This is a genomic window from Pseudomonas sp. LH1G9, from assembly GCF_002949975.1.
GTDB classification, from domain to species: domain Bacteria; phylum Pseudomonadota; class Gammaproteobacteria; order Pseudomonadales; family Pseudomonadaceae; genus Aquipseudomonas; species Aquipseudomonas veronii.
In genome coordinates this window covers 4,002,417-4,019,444 of the sequence record NZ_CP026880.1, presented here as the reverse complement: position 1 = coordinate 4,019,444, position 17,028 = coordinate 4,002,417, and the positions used below count along the sequence as shown (strand labels likewise).

At 63.6% G+C, this 17,028-nt stretch carries 10 protein-coding genes; 7 read left to right on the top strand and 3 right to left on the bottom strand.

Features of this window, described 5'->3' with window-relative positions:
• Nucleotides 1-44 precede the first annotated feature (44 nt).
• The gene (locus C5F70_RS18660; RefSeq protein WP_017844589.1) at nucleotides 45-458 is read left to right on the top strand and encodes an NUDIX domain-containing protein; all 414 of its coding nucleotides are present in this window, start codon (nucleotides 45-47) and stop codon (nucleotides 456-458) included.
• 31 nt (nucleotides 459-489) lie between these two features.
• On the opposite strand, the gene metR is transcribed toward C5F70_RS18660, so the two are convergent.
• Complete coding sequence (gene metR / locus C5F70_RS18655) at nucleotides 490-1,407, bottom strand: transcriptional regulator MetR (RefSeq protein ID WP_017844590.1); 918 nt, start codon at nucleotides 1,405-1,407, stop codon at nucleotides 490-492.
• Between the two features lie 289 nt (nucleotides 1,408-1,696).
• Between metR and C5F70_RS18650 the strand changes: the two genes are divergently transcribed.
• The gene (locus tag C5F70_RS18650) at nucleotides 1,697-6,631 is read left to right on the top strand and encodes a dermonecrotic toxin domain-containing protein (RefSeq protein ID WP_256588295.1); all 4,935 of its coding nucleotides are present in this window, start codon (nucleotides 1,697-1,699) and stop codon (nucleotides 6,629-6,631) included.
• 36 nt (nucleotides 6,632-6,667) lie between these two features.
• On the opposite strand, the gene C5F70_RS18645 is transcribed toward C5F70_RS18650, so the two are convergent.
• Nucleotides 6,668-12,319 (bottom strand): dermonecrotic toxin domain-containing protein, encoded by a 5,652-nt coding sequence (locus C5F70_RS18645; RefSeq protein ID WP_104903842.1) that lies wholly within the window; start codon nucleotides 12,317-12,319, stop codon nucleotides 6,668-6,670.
• 207 nt (nucleotides 12,320-12,526) lie between these two features.
• Between C5F70_RS18645 and C5F70_RS18640 the strand changes: the two genes are divergently transcribed.
• The 5 genes from C5F70_RS18640 (at nucleotide 12,527) to C5F70_RS18620 (ending at nucleotide 16,077) form a co-directional block, all read left to right on the top strand.
• Entirely contained in the window at nucleotides 12,527-13,546 is a 1,020-nt protein-coding gene (locus C5F70_RS18640) for an alpha/beta fold hydrolase (protein WP_046485800.1), read from the top strand.
• Between the two features lie 55 nt (nucleotides 13,547-13,601).
• A complete protein-coding gene (locus C5F70_RS18635; RefSeq protein ID WP_046384553.1) occupies nucleotides 13,602-14,255 on the top strand; it encodes a DsbA family oxidoreductase in 654 nt (217 codons plus the stop codon).
• Nucleotides 14,256-14,378: 123 nt separating this feature from the next.
• Complete coding sequence (locus C5F70_RS18630; RefSeq protein ID WP_017844595.1) at nucleotides 14,379-15,299, top strand: arginase; 921 nt, start codon at nucleotides 14,379-14,381, stop codon at nucleotides 15,297-15,299.
• The gene (locus C5F70_RS18625) at nucleotides 15,296-15,676 is read left to right on the top strand and encodes a transporter (RefSeq protein ID WP_017844596.1); all 381 of its coding nucleotides are present in this window, start codon (nucleotides 15,296-15,298) and stop codon (nucleotides 15,674-15,676) included. Before C5F70_RS18630 ends, C5F70_RS18625 begins: the two co-directional genes overlap by 4 nt.
• Nucleotides 15,673-16,077, top strand: coding sequence for an EamA family transporter (locus C5F70_RS18620; RefSeq protein ID WP_104903841.1), 405 nt, complete (start codon nucleotides 15,673-15,675; stop codon nucleotides 16,075-16,077). The genes C5F70_RS18625 and C5F70_RS18620 overlap by 4 nt, the downstream gene beginning before the upstream one ends.
• 132 nt (nucleotides 16,078-16,209) lie before the next feature.
• On the opposite strand, the gene C5F70_RS18615 is transcribed toward C5F70_RS18620, so the two are convergent.
• Nucleotides 16,210-16,980, bottom strand: a complete 771-nt coding sequence (locus C5F70_RS18615; protein ID WP_104903840.1) for a MipA/OmpV family protein — start codon at nucleotides 16,978-16,980, stop codon at nucleotides 16,210-16,212.
• Nucleotides 16,981-17,028: the final 48 nt, after the last annotated feature.

The following is a 17,028-nucleotide window of genomic DNA, read 5'->3' as shown; positions in this document are numbered from 1 at the left end:
ATTCATGGGATCATTGTGTCTTTGCATTCAAGGTGATTTTGTCCATGCCAACCACTATCCGTATCGCCGCCGCGCTCCTGATCGGCGGCGACGGCCAGACGTTGCTGGTGCGCAAGCGCGGCACCCAGGCATTCATGCAACCGGGCGGCAAGATCGATGCCGGCGAACAACCGGTCGAAGCGCTGGCCCGTGAGCTGCACGAAGAGCTGAACTTGCGCATCGAGCCGAGCCAGGCGGTCTACCTCGGCCGTTTCTCGGCCCCGGCCGCCAACGAGCCAGGTTTTACGGTGCAAGCCGAACTGTTCCAGGTACGGATCGACGTGCCGGTGACCCCGGCCGCCGAGATCGAAGAAGTGCGCTGGATCGACCCGGCCGGAGACGGCGGCCTGCACCTGGCGCCCTTGACGCGTGAGCTGATCCTGCCGTTTTATCGCAAATCGCTGACCACCACCGCCTGATTGGCGGGTTCCAAGGACTGAGCCGTGCCCCTCAACGCACGGCGCTGACCCCATCCAGTGTGGAAAACGACGTGTCCTTGGCCGTCAGCAGGAAGTCGCGCATGTACGGCGCGTCCAGCATGTCTGCACGAATCCCCGCATACAGCGTCGCAAACAGGCCTTTCTCACCCAGGCGCTTGGCCTTGACGTAACCGCGCGAGCTGTATTCATGCAGCGCCCAATGCGGCATGCCGCAAACGCCACGACCGCTGGCGACCAGTTGCATCATCATCACCGTCAGCTCCGAGGTGCGTACCTGGGCCGGTTCGACATCGGCGGGTTCGAGGAAACGGGTGAAAATATCCAGGCGGTCGCGTTCCACCGGGTAGGTGATCAGGGTTTCGCTGAGCAGGTCTTGCGGCACGATGTACGACTTGTTCGCCAGGGGGTGCTGGTTGGCCACGGCCAGCATGGCTTCGTAGGTGAACAGCGGCACATACGTGATGCCCGGCAGCTCCAGCGGGTCGGAAGTGACCACCAGATCCAGGTCGCCACGGGCCAGGGCCGGCAGCGGGGCGAAGGCGAAACCGGACGCCAGGTCCAGCTCGACCTCGGGCCAGGCATCGCGGAACTGGTCGATGGTCGGCATCAGCCACTGGAAGCAGCTGTGGCATTCGATAGCCATGTGCAGGCGCCCGGCGGTGCCACCGGCCAGGCGCGCGATGTCACGCTCGGCGCCGCGCAGCAGGGGCAGGGTGGCGTCTGCCAGTTGCAGCAGGCGCAGGCCGGCGCTGGTGAAACGCACCGGTTTGGTCTTGCGCACGAACAACGGCATGCCCAATCGCTCTTCCAGTTCTTTGAACTGGTGGGACAGGGCGGATTGGGTCAAGTGCAGGCGTTCGGCGGCTTCGACCAGGCTGTCGGCCTCGCGCAAGGCGTGCAGGGTTTTCAGGTGGCGGATTTCCAGCACCGTGGTCTCCATGAGCAATATTGATGAGCAATTCGAATAGGGTGAGTTTGTCTCATGTTGCGCGGGCTGTCGACCTGCCGGCCGGCGCACGAGGTTCATATCCCGCCATACATTGCGAAACGGCGCTGGCCCGGAGCCCCGGCGGGCCCCGCGTGTGTGGACATAGTCAATTACGCATTTCTTGTTTCACCGTAGGGATGAGTGGGTATTTTTGCCGCGACATTCGTCCCGAAGGGCGCTCCATGCGTCGTTGGGACGACACCGTACTGCCCCGCCAAGGATGTGCCCCATGACCGCTAGCACCGCTGCAATGCCCTTCATCCCTCGTCTGTACCCCGCTGTACCACCGGCCAATCCAACCCCTTCGCCCTCTGCACCCGCGCCCACCTCCCTGAGCCGTGCCGGCGCCATCGCCGAGGTGCAACCCCGGCCCCGCGCCAGCCACCTCGCCGCCCACGTCGTCAGCAGCCAGTTCGCGACGCGGCCCGACGTGCGCTCGGTTGTCAGGGACATGCTCGGCGAGGCGATCAACAGCCTGTATCCCACGCTGGAATTCGACGTAGCGCGGACCTCGGTGGCAGAACCGATCGCGGAAAACCCGGTTCAATACCGCTTGACCCCGCTGCTGGATGTCGCGCTCAACCACCTGGCCAGCGGGGCCGATATCGATTTCGCCGACAAGTATTCATGGCCGCAGAAACTGGTCAAACAAGGAACCGGCACCACCCTCAGAGTCCCCGACGCTTCAGGCAACCGGCGCGAAGACATCGACATGTCGGCCATTGAGCTGGCGATCCGCAGCCTTCGGCCCAGCCTCAAAGACGCGTTTGCGCGAGCCTTGACCCGTTACTGGGGACAAAATGCTGGCGGGGCGGACAACCGCTGGTTGTGGCTCAGCGGCATGCTCAGCGACAACCTGCGCAGTGCGGCGCTGAAACAGCCCGGCCTTACCGATGCGCAACGCGCCACCCTTGACCAGGTGGTCACCTGGCCCGAGCGTGCGCAACGCGTGAGTGCCAACGGCGACGATGCGGCGCGGGTCTTCGTGCTCGACACCAGCGTCCGCTACGGTGGCGGTGCCTCCACCCAGCTCAGCCCGGATCTTTTGCTCACCCGTCAGATCGGCGCCAGCACCCAGGTTCTGCATGCCGCGGCCAACGGCCAGATCACCCCTTACGACTCGCTGGAAGCCTTCGGCAAGGCCTGGGGCGAGACGCTGGAAAACGACTTCGTCTTCGACCACTTGACCTGGAAACGCCAGGAGCCGGACGCGAATATCTTCGATGCGCAAGCGGGCATCATTCTGAACAACCAGTTGCAGGCGATAGACAGCATCGAACTCCCGCCAGCCGGCAGCCTTCAGGCTCTGGAGCAGCGCTTCAGCGTGCTCAGCGATCCGAGCCCGTGGTTTGTCGGCGCCTATGCCGCAGATTCCGCGGAACTGGCACGGCTGCAGGAAAAACTGCCGCAGTGGATGCGCAACGCCGACCCGGCCGATCGCCTTGCCTACCATCGCCACGCCCTCGAACTGGCCAGCGATGTCCAACGCAACCAGGGGCGTAACTTTTTTTCGGACATTCCCGATATTCGCACCTATACCCAGCAACAGCTGCAAGCGCAGTTGCAGAACACCGGGCTGCTCGCGGACCACCTCGACGTCACCTTCAAAGTACCGGTCGGCACGTTGGGCAGCGGCTACATCGAGCGCGTCACGATGAGCCTGACCGACATGGCCTTGCGCAATCTGGCCGGGCTGCCCAAGGGCGAAATCGAAGTGCGCCACTTCGGTCAACCGATCAGCGACCCGGCAATGCCGCAGCGCTTGAAAGACATCGTCAGCCAGGTGGACATCGGCAAACACTATCCTGCGTTGCTGCAAACCCACCTGCTGGGTGACAGCGATGAGTCACGTCGGCGCAGCGCCTTGTTCGCCCAACAAGTCCCGCGCCAACTGGCGATGCAGGCGCTGGAGCTCAAGCTCAAGGGCGAAGCGGGCATCACCACGCACGGTTACCGGTATGTGGAGGCGCTGCTGACGCCCGGCGCTGGAGCGAAACAGGTCGACGGGCAAGACATCGTCATGCGGCCCCTGGCGTTTATCCGCAAGTCCGGCGCGACACCCGATGTAGTCCAGAACATGTTCGTCATCGAGCCAGCGAATGCGGCTGTCGGCCCGCACCTTCTCTACCGGCCGATGTTGTCCCCGGTATTGCAGGAATTTGCCACGCGCCAAGCGCTGCTGGAGGCGGTGCAACAGCCCGGCCCCTTGCAGCAAAGCGTGCTGGCCTGGTTGCCCGACGACAGGACGCGCGCGGTGTACGGCAACGGCGGCTTCAAGATTCCCAACATTGCCCGCTACAGCGTCTTCAACGAGTTCGACGCGCCCGCCCAACCGGCACCGACGACACTCGCCGTGGACGGCTATGACGCCGCCAGCACATTACGCCAGGACCTGGAGCAAGGGCGCCTGATGCAGCACCTGTACCAGAGCAACACCCACAGCCTGGTGAACCTGGCCCAGGGGCAATCGGTATCGGACGCGCAGAGCCGCTGGGCTTCCTTCAAGGAACTGGGCGGGTTGTTGTTCAACACCCTGTTACCCGTGTTGCGTGGGCCTGGGGCGATGGCGGGGTGGTTGTTGCAGTTGGCCGGTAGCGAGGACGATATCCGCACACTGTCCAACCCCGCCGCCCAGGGCGACAGCACGGCCAGCGTGGTGGACCTGTTGCTCAATATGGGCATGGTCTTGACCCATTCCGCGCCCGCCGACGCCGCGCAGCCGCCGCTGACGCTCGACGCTCTCAAAGCCATCGCGCCAAACGATGGCCCGCTGCGCCGCGCCCCGGGCCAGACGCCGGGCGCCCATCGCGCGAGCATCCGCCAAGGCAGTGTGGAGCCTTCTGCCGGCGCCATCGGCGGTCATGCGAGCATGCTGGATTTTGCGTTCTCCAGCCCGCGCCGCCTGAGCCCCGGCCAGCTCGCGCAGATCGAGTCATTCCGGGTAGCCGCGCCGGTCGATGTCGGTGCGGCGATTGCCGAGGGGCCAAAACAGGGCCTGTACCTGAGCCAGGGCGGGCTGTACGCCAACATCGACAAGCAGTGGTTCCGGGTGGCCAACGACCTCGACGGGGTGTTCATCATCGACGCGAACAACCGCGCGCGTACCGGCCCGCCGATCAGGCGTGACGCACAGGGGCGCTGGAGTTTCGACAGTCGCCCCCGGCTGCGCGGTGGCATGCCGCGCAAGAACGGCGTCGCCGAGCGGGTCAAACAAAACAGGCAGGCACAACAGGCGCGAGGGGAAGCGTTCAGTCAGGCCGTCGAGGCCGCACTTGTATTGGATGGACCGAGGGCAGACGCGCGTAATCAAGTGATTGCGAGCATTACCGACTACTACAACGGCCGTAAAAAACTGCGCACGCTGTGGGGGTTGTCTACCACCGGGGAGCATCAACAGCGCTTTATCGCGCCTTACCTGGCGCAGTTGGAACTCACGAAGCACCTCAGGCAGACCATCGACCAGCAACTCGTGCAACTCAAGCAACGCACTGAGGTACACAGTGCGGCGGCTCAGACCGCCATTGACCATCTGGTGCCGAAAAAACTCGGCGCAGTGGATGATCTTTCCGAAGAAAAACAGGCGCGCTCCAATCTCTATGAGACGGTGCTCGACAACTACCGTGAAATCGAACAGTTCTACACCACGCTGGCCGAAGACAGCAATCAACACGTCCCCAGCGGACGCTCGATGGCGGAGGTGGTGAGCGAGGCAAGGACCGGCTCCAAAAGCACGTATATCGAGCTGATGGACAACTTCGCCAGGGTTTACCGCGACTTGGAAAGCGTGCGGGAAGCCGCCCTGGCCTCCGCCGCTGTGCTGGAAAAATGGACGGACGATTCGTCGTTCGGCAAAACCAAGGCCGCGCACTTCCTCAAGCAGCAAGACCGACAGCCACCTGCGATTACGGCCCTGCGCATGAAGCTGACCAGCCTGACCAACCTCAAAGAACTGAGCCTCGATCGCTATGCGCGAACGAGCGACCCAGTGGAGTCGTTTTACCTGCAGCGCTTGAGTTCAACCAACCTGATCCCCGTCTACAACGCTCACCTGGACCTGCGGCAGTACACCGGTTACAGCTTGAGCGAACGCAAGGCGACGCTGGAAACCGTCATCGGCACCTACCAGCGCGTGCTCAGCGACAGCCTGGCGATACAGGACACGAATCCCGGCCTTCAGCGAGCCGAGTATCAGCAGCTGTTTGCCGAACGCCTGCGCGATGTGATCAACGATGCCCAAACCGACCTGGCCGAAGTGATGCGCGAGGAACAAGCGCTGGTGCCTGCCGCCGTCGTGCGTATCGATCAACGGCAAAAACCGGCGGGCCAGCGCACGTTCAAGACCCGCGACAAGGAAACCCTGATCGGCACCGCGCGCCCCCAGGCGGCAGGCTCCGGCGCGATCATCGATGTGCTGGACCCGCAATCCGGCCGGTCGGTCGCCAGTTACAGCGAACACGCGAGCGAGGGCGAGTGGGTGAAGATCGTTCCCGCGCAACCCGCACGGCCCGCGTCATCGCCCAAGTCGCTGTCAACGCTCAAGTCCGACGCCAGGAAACTGCTCGAAGAAAGCGCCGGCATTGAACGCACGATCGCGTTCCAGAAACGCAAACTCAACGACCCGCAACGCCGGGAGGGCATCAACCCGCTGGACTGGAACGACATGCTGCAAGCCCAGGCCGAGCGGCTTCAGGCGACCGCCTTGCTGGCCGAAACCCGTCACGGCAGCAATCCCGAAACCGAACAATGGGTCAAACAGTGGCGCACGGCGGCGGACGAACTGCTTGCCAAGGCCCGCCAACATTGCGCCGATGGCTACAAGGTCCTACCCCCCAAACCGGAAAACATCGACTACCTGTGGAAGCACGGGTTCGTCGACATCAACCTGGTCCAGCGAGACATCGCGACCAAAAGCGGCGATGTCTTCACCGAGTACGCCGTGCGTGAAAAAGGCAAGGTCGACGTCTTGTGGTATGCCCATTTCCACTACCCGGCCAAAGGTTCGCCGCGCAATCTCTACACGGCGGCGCACCTGAAGATCCCGTCGCAGCGCACCAAGACCCAGAAAGACCTGGTGGCCGAGGCGGGCAATAACCGCGTGGTGGAACAGATCGTCAGGGCGCGGATCGGCCCGCCGCTGGATGAAAAACTGTTTTTGACGCTGTGACCGAAGCGCTCCGCTGACAGCCGCAGGCCGGCGCGGTTATTGGGCAACCCATAGCGGCCGGATATGCGGCAATGCAGCGGACTGCCTGCCGATGTCCGAGAACGGCAGCGACGGGTCGTCGGCATGGGTCAAATAACGATGCTCCGGCAGTTTCAGGTGGGCCTTTTCGAACTCGTCGAAGATCGCCGTGCGGCGGTTGTAATGAAAGTGCGCGTACCACAACGAGCGCGGCGGGGTGGCGGTCAGGTCCCAGACTTCATATTCCTGCATGAAGTCGCGATGCCCGTTGGCACGCCTCGCCAGTTCGCTCATCGACGCGGTGCGACGCACCTCGACCACGTGATGCCTGACCAGGTCATCGAGCATGCCGTCGGTGGGTTTGCGACTGGCCAACGATTGTCGGGTGCGCAAGGCGCGGCCGGCGGCAGTCAGTTCGCTGGCGGTCGTGCGCAATGGCTGGAGGCTCGGCTCCTCGGGGTCAAGGCGCGCGATGCGGTTTGCGCGCAAGGTGAGTTCGGCGGCTTCGCTGACCAGCATGTGTTCAAGGTCCACCGGCAACATGCCCTGGCGAGCATAGGCGTCGACTTTGGCCTGGTACGCCGGCACGGCGCGCAGGCGGTTCTGGGCTTCGCTCACCATCACCGACTTCACGTTCGCCTCCGCCGGGAACTCCACGTGCGGCGCCGGTTGGCGCTGGGCCCGACCGTCCGGGCGTTGCTCCCAGGTCTCGGTGTGGCCGCTGAGGTTGTCGATGGTGTAGCGCGTGGTGTTGGTGCGAGGGTCGGTGCTTTTTATGCCGATCAGCAGCCGGTTGTCTTCGCTTTCAAACACCGTCCCTTGGGGGGCATCGGGCTGCGGGCGCCGCAGGCGAGGTGTTGTGCCGATACGGTGGCGGGCCAGTTGAATCATGCGCTCGAGGTTGTTCAGCAAGGCGTCCAGGTTATCCAGGTCAAAATGTTGCGGGTAGCCTGCGCTCAAGGTTTTAACGCTGAGGCTGAACCGCGCGTAGGCATCGATACATTCATTGAGGATCCGTGTGCGCTGGCTGACGGTGGTGGGCGTCTTGGTCAATGCGAAATGCGTGTTCAGGGCCAGGTGAGCGTCGAGATAGACGCGATTGACCTCACTTTGCAAATACAACCAGGAAGGATCGCTGACGTGATCGTAGCGGTTGAACGTATCGATGCTGTGGACGGTGCGCAGGTGCGTGCGAAACCCTTCATCGTAGAGCTCGTTCCAGCGCGCCGCGTCATCGCGAGCCTCGCCCACCAGCGTGCGCGTATTTTGCAGGTCCGCGTCGATCTGTTGCGCGGTCCTGCGCGTGCTTCTGCCTTGGAGGCGCAGATCGGCCTCCAGCGCTGCCAGGTTGATCTGGCTGCTCCATTCGTTCATGACCAGGAAGATGCGGTCGATCCGGTCGAGTTCCTGCACGATTTTCTGGCTGAGACCTTTGCGGGTTTGCAGAAACTGCAGAATGGCGGCGGGGCGTGCGGGCGGCACCTGGATATCAGCGAATTGCCCGGTCAATTCCTGCAGCGCGGCCGCGGCGACTTTCAGGCGTTCCACGGCTCTGCTGGTGACAATCAAGGCGGCGCGGCTTTGCAAGCCTTTGAGGGCCAGGTGCTCTCTGTTGGGGGTGGAGGCGATCACGTCCTGAATGGCGTTGGCCTGCTGAATCGCCAGCTCGATGTCCTGGGTGTAGGCCTGATCAAGGGTTGGCTGCAATGTCTTGCGGGTGGCGAAGTCGCTTTGGTTGGACAGGTGTTGCAGGTTGCTGGTCGCGGCCAGTTGAGCGTCGAGCCGGCTGCTCAGCGTATTGAGCGCATTGCTGAGCGCCAGTTGGCGGCGCAGGACATGATCGGTCCACCAGATCGGCAGCCGTTGTCGAATCGCCATCGGCCAGAGCGGCTCGAGGGTGTCCGCCAGGTGCCCGAGCACGCCGCCGCCGCCCGCCAGGCCCGCCGGTTGCGCGGTGCCGTAGACGCCGAAGTGGGTGTCCCATTGGCCGGCGTCATCCAGCGCAATCGGTTGTTTGTAGGTTTTCAGCGCGTTGCCGCTCAAGCGCCAATGGCCGTTCTGCAGTTCGACCTGATAGACGTTGCCCTGCCGCACGATGAAGTGGCCGTCGGCATGGCGGTAGATGTTGCGGTAAATACCGTGGCTCGCCGGGGTCAGATGGGCCAGGGCGATCTCCTTGTCGTACTCATACCCGCTGAAGCGCTCGGCGATGCGGCGCGCCTTGCGGCTCATGGGCGGTTGCAGGTAGCGGCCGCCCTTGAAGGCATTGCGCAACTGGCGCCCAAGCGTGCGCGTGCGCGCTGCGTTGGGCGTGATCAGCACCCCGCCGGCCACATCCACGCCGGCGTCGATCATTGATTGCAGGACTTGGGTGATGTCGTGCATGCCTTGGGCATGATCGCCGCGTCGAAATGCATCTACCGCGTCATTGGCGCTGACCCAGCCGTCGTAAAGGCCGATCACCGTACCCACCACGGGGACCACGCCGAGCGCCATCTTGATATAGCTGAAGGTCTGCACGCCTTTGATGGCATAGCGTTCCAGGTACAGGTCGCTGTTGGAACGGGAACTGGCGCGGTGGGCCTCCTTGACGCGGCCCATTTGCGCGTTGAGCAAATGGCCGGCCAGCGATGTGGTGACGGGCCAGGGGCGGCCGACGCCGATCAGCGCGTCGAAATGCCGGAGCAGCGCTTGATTGATCCGGCTGACGTGGTTGGCCACGTTGCCCAGCAAGGCGCGGCCGGCCAGGTAATTGACCATTGTGCTGCTCAGGCACAGGCGGTACAGCGCCAGCCGCGCGGCTTCAAGGTTGGCGTAGCTGCGCAGGTAGTGGCCGTCCGGGCTCTCGGGCAGATAGAGCAGGGTGAGCCCGGAGTTTTTCTGACGGATGAAGGTGACGCCGGACAACGTGCTTGAACCGTCCTGGGTGTCTGGCCCGCCGACACTGAGGTGGGCGGGGAGCAACTCAATGTCATTGCCATCGGCGCGCCAGGCTTCGGCCGTGCTGGCATTCACGGCGATGTTGAAGGTGTTCAGTTCGGTGGCCGTGATGTGCTTTTGCAGGAACGCCAGGCGCCCCTGGAGCGTAAGCATCAGGCGCTGAGGTTCGAGCAGGCATTCGAGGCGATAGTCACGGCTGAAGTCCGTTTCGCGATCCGAGCCTTGGTAAGCCTCGACGATCAGGTCTTCATACGCTTGGGCCAGGTCCAGTTCCGGCACCAGCTTGCGCAGGTAGTTGGCGCTGAGCCCGGCGGTGAGTGCCTGGCCTTCCGTGGCGTCCTGGCTGCTGACCTCGACCTTCATGAACGTCAAGCGCTCGGCGATCGGCGTATCGATGTTGCTCAGCGCCAGCTCATCCAGGCTCATTTTGACCCGGGTGGCGCTGGGGACCTGCACCGTCTTGGTCGGAGTGCCGGGCGCGCCGGGGGCTCCGACGAAATGCTGTTGATGCGTGACCGATTCGGGAACGTCGAGCTGAACGCTGAACGCTTGTTTGAGCGAGAAGTCCCGGGACAGCCTTGCGTGCAGGCGTTTTGTGCAAAAACTGCTGATCAGCGGCAGCTTCAGGTTCAATACTTCATCGGCGCGTTGCAACGCCACGATGTAGCGCTCCAGCAGGGCCTTGAGTTCGGCCCTGTCGGCCGCTGAAACCTGGCCGAGCCAGACCGGCAGTTGCGCCGCCAGTGCGCCGCTCTGCTGCTGCTCCAGAAGCTGCGCATAGGCCAGTTCGCGCGCGGTGTTGGTCGATACGCCCAGTTCCTGGATCGCTTGCACGCGCATGGGTTGCAGCTCCCGGGCTTGGCGCTCGGTGTCGTCCGGGGCGCGGCGAAGCATCGCTTCGATCTGGGCGACCCAGTCGTCGAGTTGCACGGTGAGGCTGTACTCGAACGGGGTCTGATTGAGCAGGGCCAGTTCCAGCGACGACGCGTCCGAGGGCGTTACGCCGAGCCACTGTTCAAGCGCCTGGCGCGAAGCGAAGTGCTGCAGCCCGCCCTGGCTGCCCGGCCAGTACAACAACAGGTCCTGAGGCGTTGACGCATCGAGCAGCGCCGCTTCCAGGGTGATCAGCAGCGCGCCGTCCAGTTCTTTGCGCTGGGTGTTGATTGCGTCGTTGCTGCGCTCGCGGATCGACAGCGTCAAGGTCGCCACCGACACTTTGAGTTCGGGGTCTGGCGCGTTGAGCGGGTCAAGCGCGGCCAGGAGCATGGCGTACCCGGCCGGGCTGATCTGGTTGAGTTGGCGCTGCAGGCTGGCTTCGGCAAGCAGCCCGTTCAGCCGTGCCTGGAGCAAGCGGTGATAGTCGGGGTTGGCCTGTTGGGACAGCTCCAATAGCTGGTTCTGGGGTTGATTCCACAGCGCGCTGGCCGCTTCGTGGGCTTGCTGTTGCGCCTCGTGCAAGCGGTTGAGTTGGCTGCGCAACGTGGCCTGTTGCTCATCGCTCGGCGGCGGCAATATGGCAGGCGCCTGCACCGTACCGAAGAGCGGCTGTTGTTGCCGCGACAGCGCGTGGCGGCGCTGCGCCAGGGGCAGGTCAGCGGTCAGTCCGGCGAAGACTATGGGCGCGCTGTCGAGGGGCGCGTCGTCCTCGGCGGGAGCGAGCGCGGATGCCGGCGGCAAGGCGAAAACCCCCTGGCTGCGCTGTTGCCGGTCCACCTGATCGGCTGCTTCCAGCGCTCTGTGTCCATGTTCGGCGAGGTCGCGGCCGTGGGGGTATTTCAAGCTGGCCTGCTTTTCTTTGAGGCGATGTTCCAACAGGTGCGTCACGCCGGCTTGCAAGGGCTCGTCGACCTCGCGGTAGTCGATCAGGTTGTCTCGCGTGATGGCCGTCACGCCGGGGAACAGCGTGGGGTGATCGAGCAACCACTGCTCCATGCCGACGCGGCTGTTGAACAGGTTCAGCGCCGGTTCTTCAGAGGGCAGGTACAACAGCTGGAGGACGACCTCGGCATCCAGGGTAATGACCAGCGCACCGGGTATCTCGGCATCGGCCAACCCGGTGCGTTTGAGCAGCAGTTGCTCGGCGTAGATCTTCTGACCGTCGAGCTGCAACGCGCCGCTTGGCGGGTCGAGGACCGTGAGCAACGGTTTCAATTGATCGGCCGTGATCGCCCCCGAGGCGCAGGCCAACTGCGCGGCGGCTTGGAGATGGCTGCTGTACTGCGCAACCGCGTGATCGCGACGCGAGACCGCAGTGCCAGGCGCGCGCGTGAACCACCAGTAGCGGACCCACGCGGTTCGCAGGGCCTGTTCCACGTTGAGCTGGGTAAAGGGTTTAACCAGCTCGAACGGCTGCGCTGCGTACTGGGTTTTGCCTTCCGGCAGGCCGATCACCCGGCAATGCTGGTAAAGCGCGGCGTAGGCGGGAAATTGATGAACGAAGGCACTGGCCTGGGTCAGTGTGATGGAGCGCGCCGGTCTTTCATCGGACGCGGCAAAGTGCAACTGCACGCTGTCGCCGTCCAGGTCCAGTTGCTCGTTGATGAACGCGTTGAGCGAGGCGTGGACACTGGGCGCATCGGTGCTGAGCCGGAGCATCTGTTCGCGGCTGGCGTGCCAGCGGGCCGTGGCTTCCAGCAGCAGGCTTTCGTTCACGGGGCGAACCTGCGCGTGGGAAAACGGCGGGAAATCGCGCACGGCAAGGGGGGAGAGCGGGTTGGATGTATCGGTCATGTGACGGCACTCGAAAAATAGGGGCAGAACGGTGCTTTACCGGTCGGAGCCCTATTTAAAGGTGGAGAACGAGGCGCGCAGGGATAGATAGTTAGTGAGCCGACCGTTGAGCGACATTCATTAAACTGTCACGCAACTGTGGCAGCGCGCTTGAACAAACTTCATCAGACTCGCGCTCTACTGGGGTTCTGTGTTTCGGTGTTTTTCATGCGCGTGTTGCTGTTACTGGCCGCTCTACTGTTCGGCCTGCCGTCTTTTGCGGCGTCTCGATGTGATGTCAATGTCCCGACCCAAACGGTCGATCTGGCTCAGGTGAGCATCGCCTACCAAAGCATCGGCCGTGCGTCCGATCCGGCCTTGTTGCTGGTGATGGGCCTGGGCGGGCAACTGATCCACTGGCCTGACGAGGTTGTCGTCGCCCTGTGCCAGCAAGGTTTCCGGGTGATCCGCTACGACAATCGCGATGTCGGCCTGTCCACCTGGCGCCAGGCTCCGGCCAGCGCCAACCTGACGTTTGAAGTGTTGCGCTACAAGCTCGGCCTGCCCGTGGCGGCGCCATACACGCTGACCGACATGGCCGATGACGCCCTGGGTTTGATGGATGCGTTGCAGGTCCAGCAATTCCATGTCCTCGGGGCGAGCATGGGTGGCATGATTGCCCAGCACCTGGCCGCGATGGCGCCGCAGCGGGTGGAAAGCCTGACGCTGATCATGACCAGCTCCGGCGCCGAAGGCCTGCCGGCGCCGAATGCGGCGCTGGTGCAATTGTTGTCGCGGCGCAGCGCACCCAATCGCGCAGTGGCCCTGGAGCAACAGGCCGATTTGCTGGCCGCGCTGGGCAGCCCGTATGTCAAGGATGACCGCCAGGTGTTGCTGCATCAGGCGGCGCTGTCCTACGACCGTGCGTTCAACCCCGAGGGTGTGAAACGCCAGATCATGGCGATCCTCGCCGAACCGAGCCGCGTGCCGTTGCTCAACCAATTGCGCGTGCCGACCCTGGTGGTGCATGGCACCGCCGACCCGTTGTTGCCGGTAATGCACGGCGTACACCTGGCCGCGCATATCCAGGGGAGCCAGTTGAAGCTGATCCCGGGCCTGGCCCATCGTTTCCAGGAAGCGTTCAAGGCGCCGTTGCTGGCGGCGGTGTTGCCGTACCTGCAAGCCCATCGCGAAGACGCCGTCCATTGGGCGCAGATCGAGCCGCCGGTCTCGGCGAAGGTGTTGTGACATTGGTGTATCGTGCAGCTTTTGCGGCGCATTAATGCCAGCGAGGTTGCCTACCATGAGTACTGCCCTGAAAATCGATTTCGTCAGCGATGTGTCCTGCCCCTGGTGCGTCATCGGCCTGCGCGGCCTGACCGAAGCCCTCGACCAACTCGGCAGCGAGGTGCAGGCCGAGATCCACTTCCAGCCGTTCGAACTGAACCCTGGCATGCCCGCCGAGGGCCAGAACATCGTCGAGCACATCACCGAGAAATACGGCTCCAGCGCCGAAGAGTCCCAGGCCACCCGTGCGCGCATCCGCGACATGGGCGCCGAGTTGGGCTTTGCGTTCCGCACCGATGGCCAGAGCCGCATCTACAACACCTTCGATGCTCATCGCCTGCTGCATTGGGCCGGGTTGGAAGGCTTGCAGTACAACCTCAAGGAAGCGCTGTTCAAAGCCTATTTCAGCGATGGCCAGGACCCGTCCGATCACGCGACGCTGGTGCGTATCGCCGAGAGCGTCGGCCTGGACCCACAACGCGCCGCGGCGATTCTCGCCAGCGATGAATACGTCGCCGAGGTGCGCGAGCAGGAACAACTGTGGGTGTCCCGTGGCGTGACGTCGGTGCCGACCATCGTGTTCAACGGGCAGTACGCGGTCAGCGGTGGCCAGCCGGTCGAAACGTTTGTCGGGGCGATTCGCCAGATCATCCGCGAATCCCGATCCTGACGCTGGTCCCATGTGGGAGGGGCTCATTGTCCTCAAGAGAGTCCCTGGCCCGTCCCTTGCATTGACCCCCTAAAGCCCATCCGCAATCCGGTTGGGCGCTGCCATTGGGGGTGAAACATTACCTTGAATATTCTTGACCTCGACCACAGCCTTACGGGCCAGGCGCCGATTGCCCGGCGTTTGGCCAGTGGTCATGCCACCCGTCTCGACTTGCTGGACCTGGGCCCGAAACTGCGTCTGTGGTCCACCGAAAAAACCTGGAAGCGCTTCACCGAACGCCTGGCGGCACGGCCCCGGCCCACGGACGCGCGGCCGGAAATCCTGTTTGTCGGCTCCGGCGACTATCACCACCTGACGCCGGCATTTCTGGCCGACCTGAAAGAACCCATCAGCCTGATCCACTTCGACAACCACCCCGACTGGGTCCGCTTTGCGCCCAAGCGCCACTGCGGGTCGTGGGTCAACCGCGCGCTGAAGATGCCGGCGATCAAGCGCATCGTCACCCTCGGCCCGTGCAGCGATGACCTGCATAACCCGCAGCTGCGCGGCGGCAACCTCGGCGCCCTCACGCGCGGGCAATTGCAGCTGTTCCCATGGCAGCACCCGCCGTCGAAAGTCTGGGGGCGGGTCGGCGATGGCGCCGGCCACCAGCAGCAGGAAAACTACCTGTACTGGCGCAACCTGGCGGAGCTGGACTGGGCCGCATTCCTTGAGCAAATGATCAGCAGCCTGCCCACCGAAGCCATCTGGATCACCATCGACAAAGACGTGCTGGCCAGCGAAGACGCGGCCACCAACTGGGACCAGGGCGGCATGCGCCTGAGCCATCTGCTCCAGGCCCTGCGGGCCCTGGCGGCGCGCAAACGGATCATCGGCATCGACGTGTGCGGCGAGTTCGCCAAGCCCGTGTTCAGTAACGCCTTCAAGCGTTGGGAGGCCAAGTCCGACCAGCCGCCGGCCGAGCGCTGGAGCGCCGAGGACCTGCAGCGCAATGCCGCGACCAACGAAGCCCTGATCAACCTGTTTGAGGAGCTGTTCCCGTGACTTTGACCGTGGTGTTGCTGGTGGCTTTTTCCATCGTGCTCGATGTGGTCGGCCAGTTGTTTTTCAAGATGGGCCTGGACCGTTTGCCGGAGTTGGAGGGCGGCTTTCGCCTGAACGCGTTCTGGGGCCAGGTGTTCAATGCGCCGTTGTTGTGGGCGGGGCTCGGGGCCTACGCCATCGAGTTTTTCGTCTGGCTTGAAGCCTTGTCCCGCGCGCCGTTGAGCCTGTTGTTTCCGGCGGCGGCGCTGGCTTATTGCGGGGTGGTGCTGGCGGGCAAGCTGGTGCTGGGGGAAACCGTCAGCCGCCGGCGCTGGATGGGCACGCTGGTGATTACTTTCGGCGTGATGTTAGTCGCGATTGCAGGGGGTCAGGCATGAGTACGCAAAATATCGATCAGGGCTGGTTGCACGAACGCCTTGGCACCGTGGTGCTGTGGGCGTTGCTGATTTGCACCGAGAGCGCCGGGCAGCTGTTTACCAAGGTCGCCGGGGACCAACTGGGGCAGATGGATTTCAACTGGCAGTGGTTGTCCGAAGTGGCGCGCAACCCGGGAATTCTGGCGGCGATCGCCAGTTACATCGGCGCGTTTTTCGTGTGGATGCTGATCCTGCGGCGCAGCAGCCTGTCGCTGGCGTTTCCGCTGAGTTCGCTGGTGTTTGTGGTGGTGTTGCTCGGTTCGTGGCTGGGGCTGGGGGAACATATCAGCCTGCTGCACTGGGTGGGCGTCGCGGTGATTATCGGCGGGATCGCGTTGCTCGCCGAAGGCGAGGAAAACTGAAAGTATCGCGATGAAATACTGGCTCCATGTGGGAGGGGGCTTGCCCCCGATAGCGGTAGATCAGTCCCGTATGTATTGGCTGACCCTGCGCTATCGGGGGCAAGCCCCCTCCCACATTTTTATCGATGTGCATCAGTCGAACTTGTAGCTGATCGCCGTCTGCACCTGGCTCTGGTTCACTTCGCCGGCCTGCTTGACGATGCTGCTGTTCGCCGCCGAACCCACCAGGCGGACCCAGCTGGCACTGGTCAACAGCGACCATTTCGTCGCCAGGGGAAACTCGAAGCTCTGGGTGAACGTCACGTTCTGGAAGCCGCCGCTGGCGTTGTAGGGGCGGAAACCCGAGGCGGCGGCTTCGCTATCGCTCACGCCGAAAAACGTGTTGGTCTGGCGTCGGTCGGCAAAATGCGCCATCAGGTCGCTGCTGCCGATGATCCCGCCGACCAGCGGATAGCCCAGCTCGCCGCCGACCTTGCCGAGCACGCCGCCCTGACCCTGGGCGCCGCCCACGGCGCGACCCAGTTGGGCGTAGACGCGCCAGAAGTCGGCCGGCGCGTATTCCACGAACCCACCGACTTCGGCCATGCTCGACACTTCGCGCAACCCCGACAACGCGCCGTTGGACGTGCGGCGCGACAGGTAGTTGATGTACGGGCCGGCGCTGAAACCGTTGGTTTTCAAGGCGCTCCAGGACAGGCCGTCATCGGTGCTCAGGCTCACGTCGCCCCAGTCCAGGTCGAGGTATGGAACGGCCGCGGTTTCATAGCGGGTGCCGGTGGGTTCCTTGGGCTGGTAGCTGATACCCGCGCCTGCTTCACCGGTGATGCCTTCGGCCTGCGCGGCTTGTGAAACGCTCCACAGCCCCAGTAACCCGGCGAATACAGCGGAGGTGATCCTGAACATGGTCACTGTTCCTTGATTGAATATGCGCGCATGAACGCGCAAAGCGCA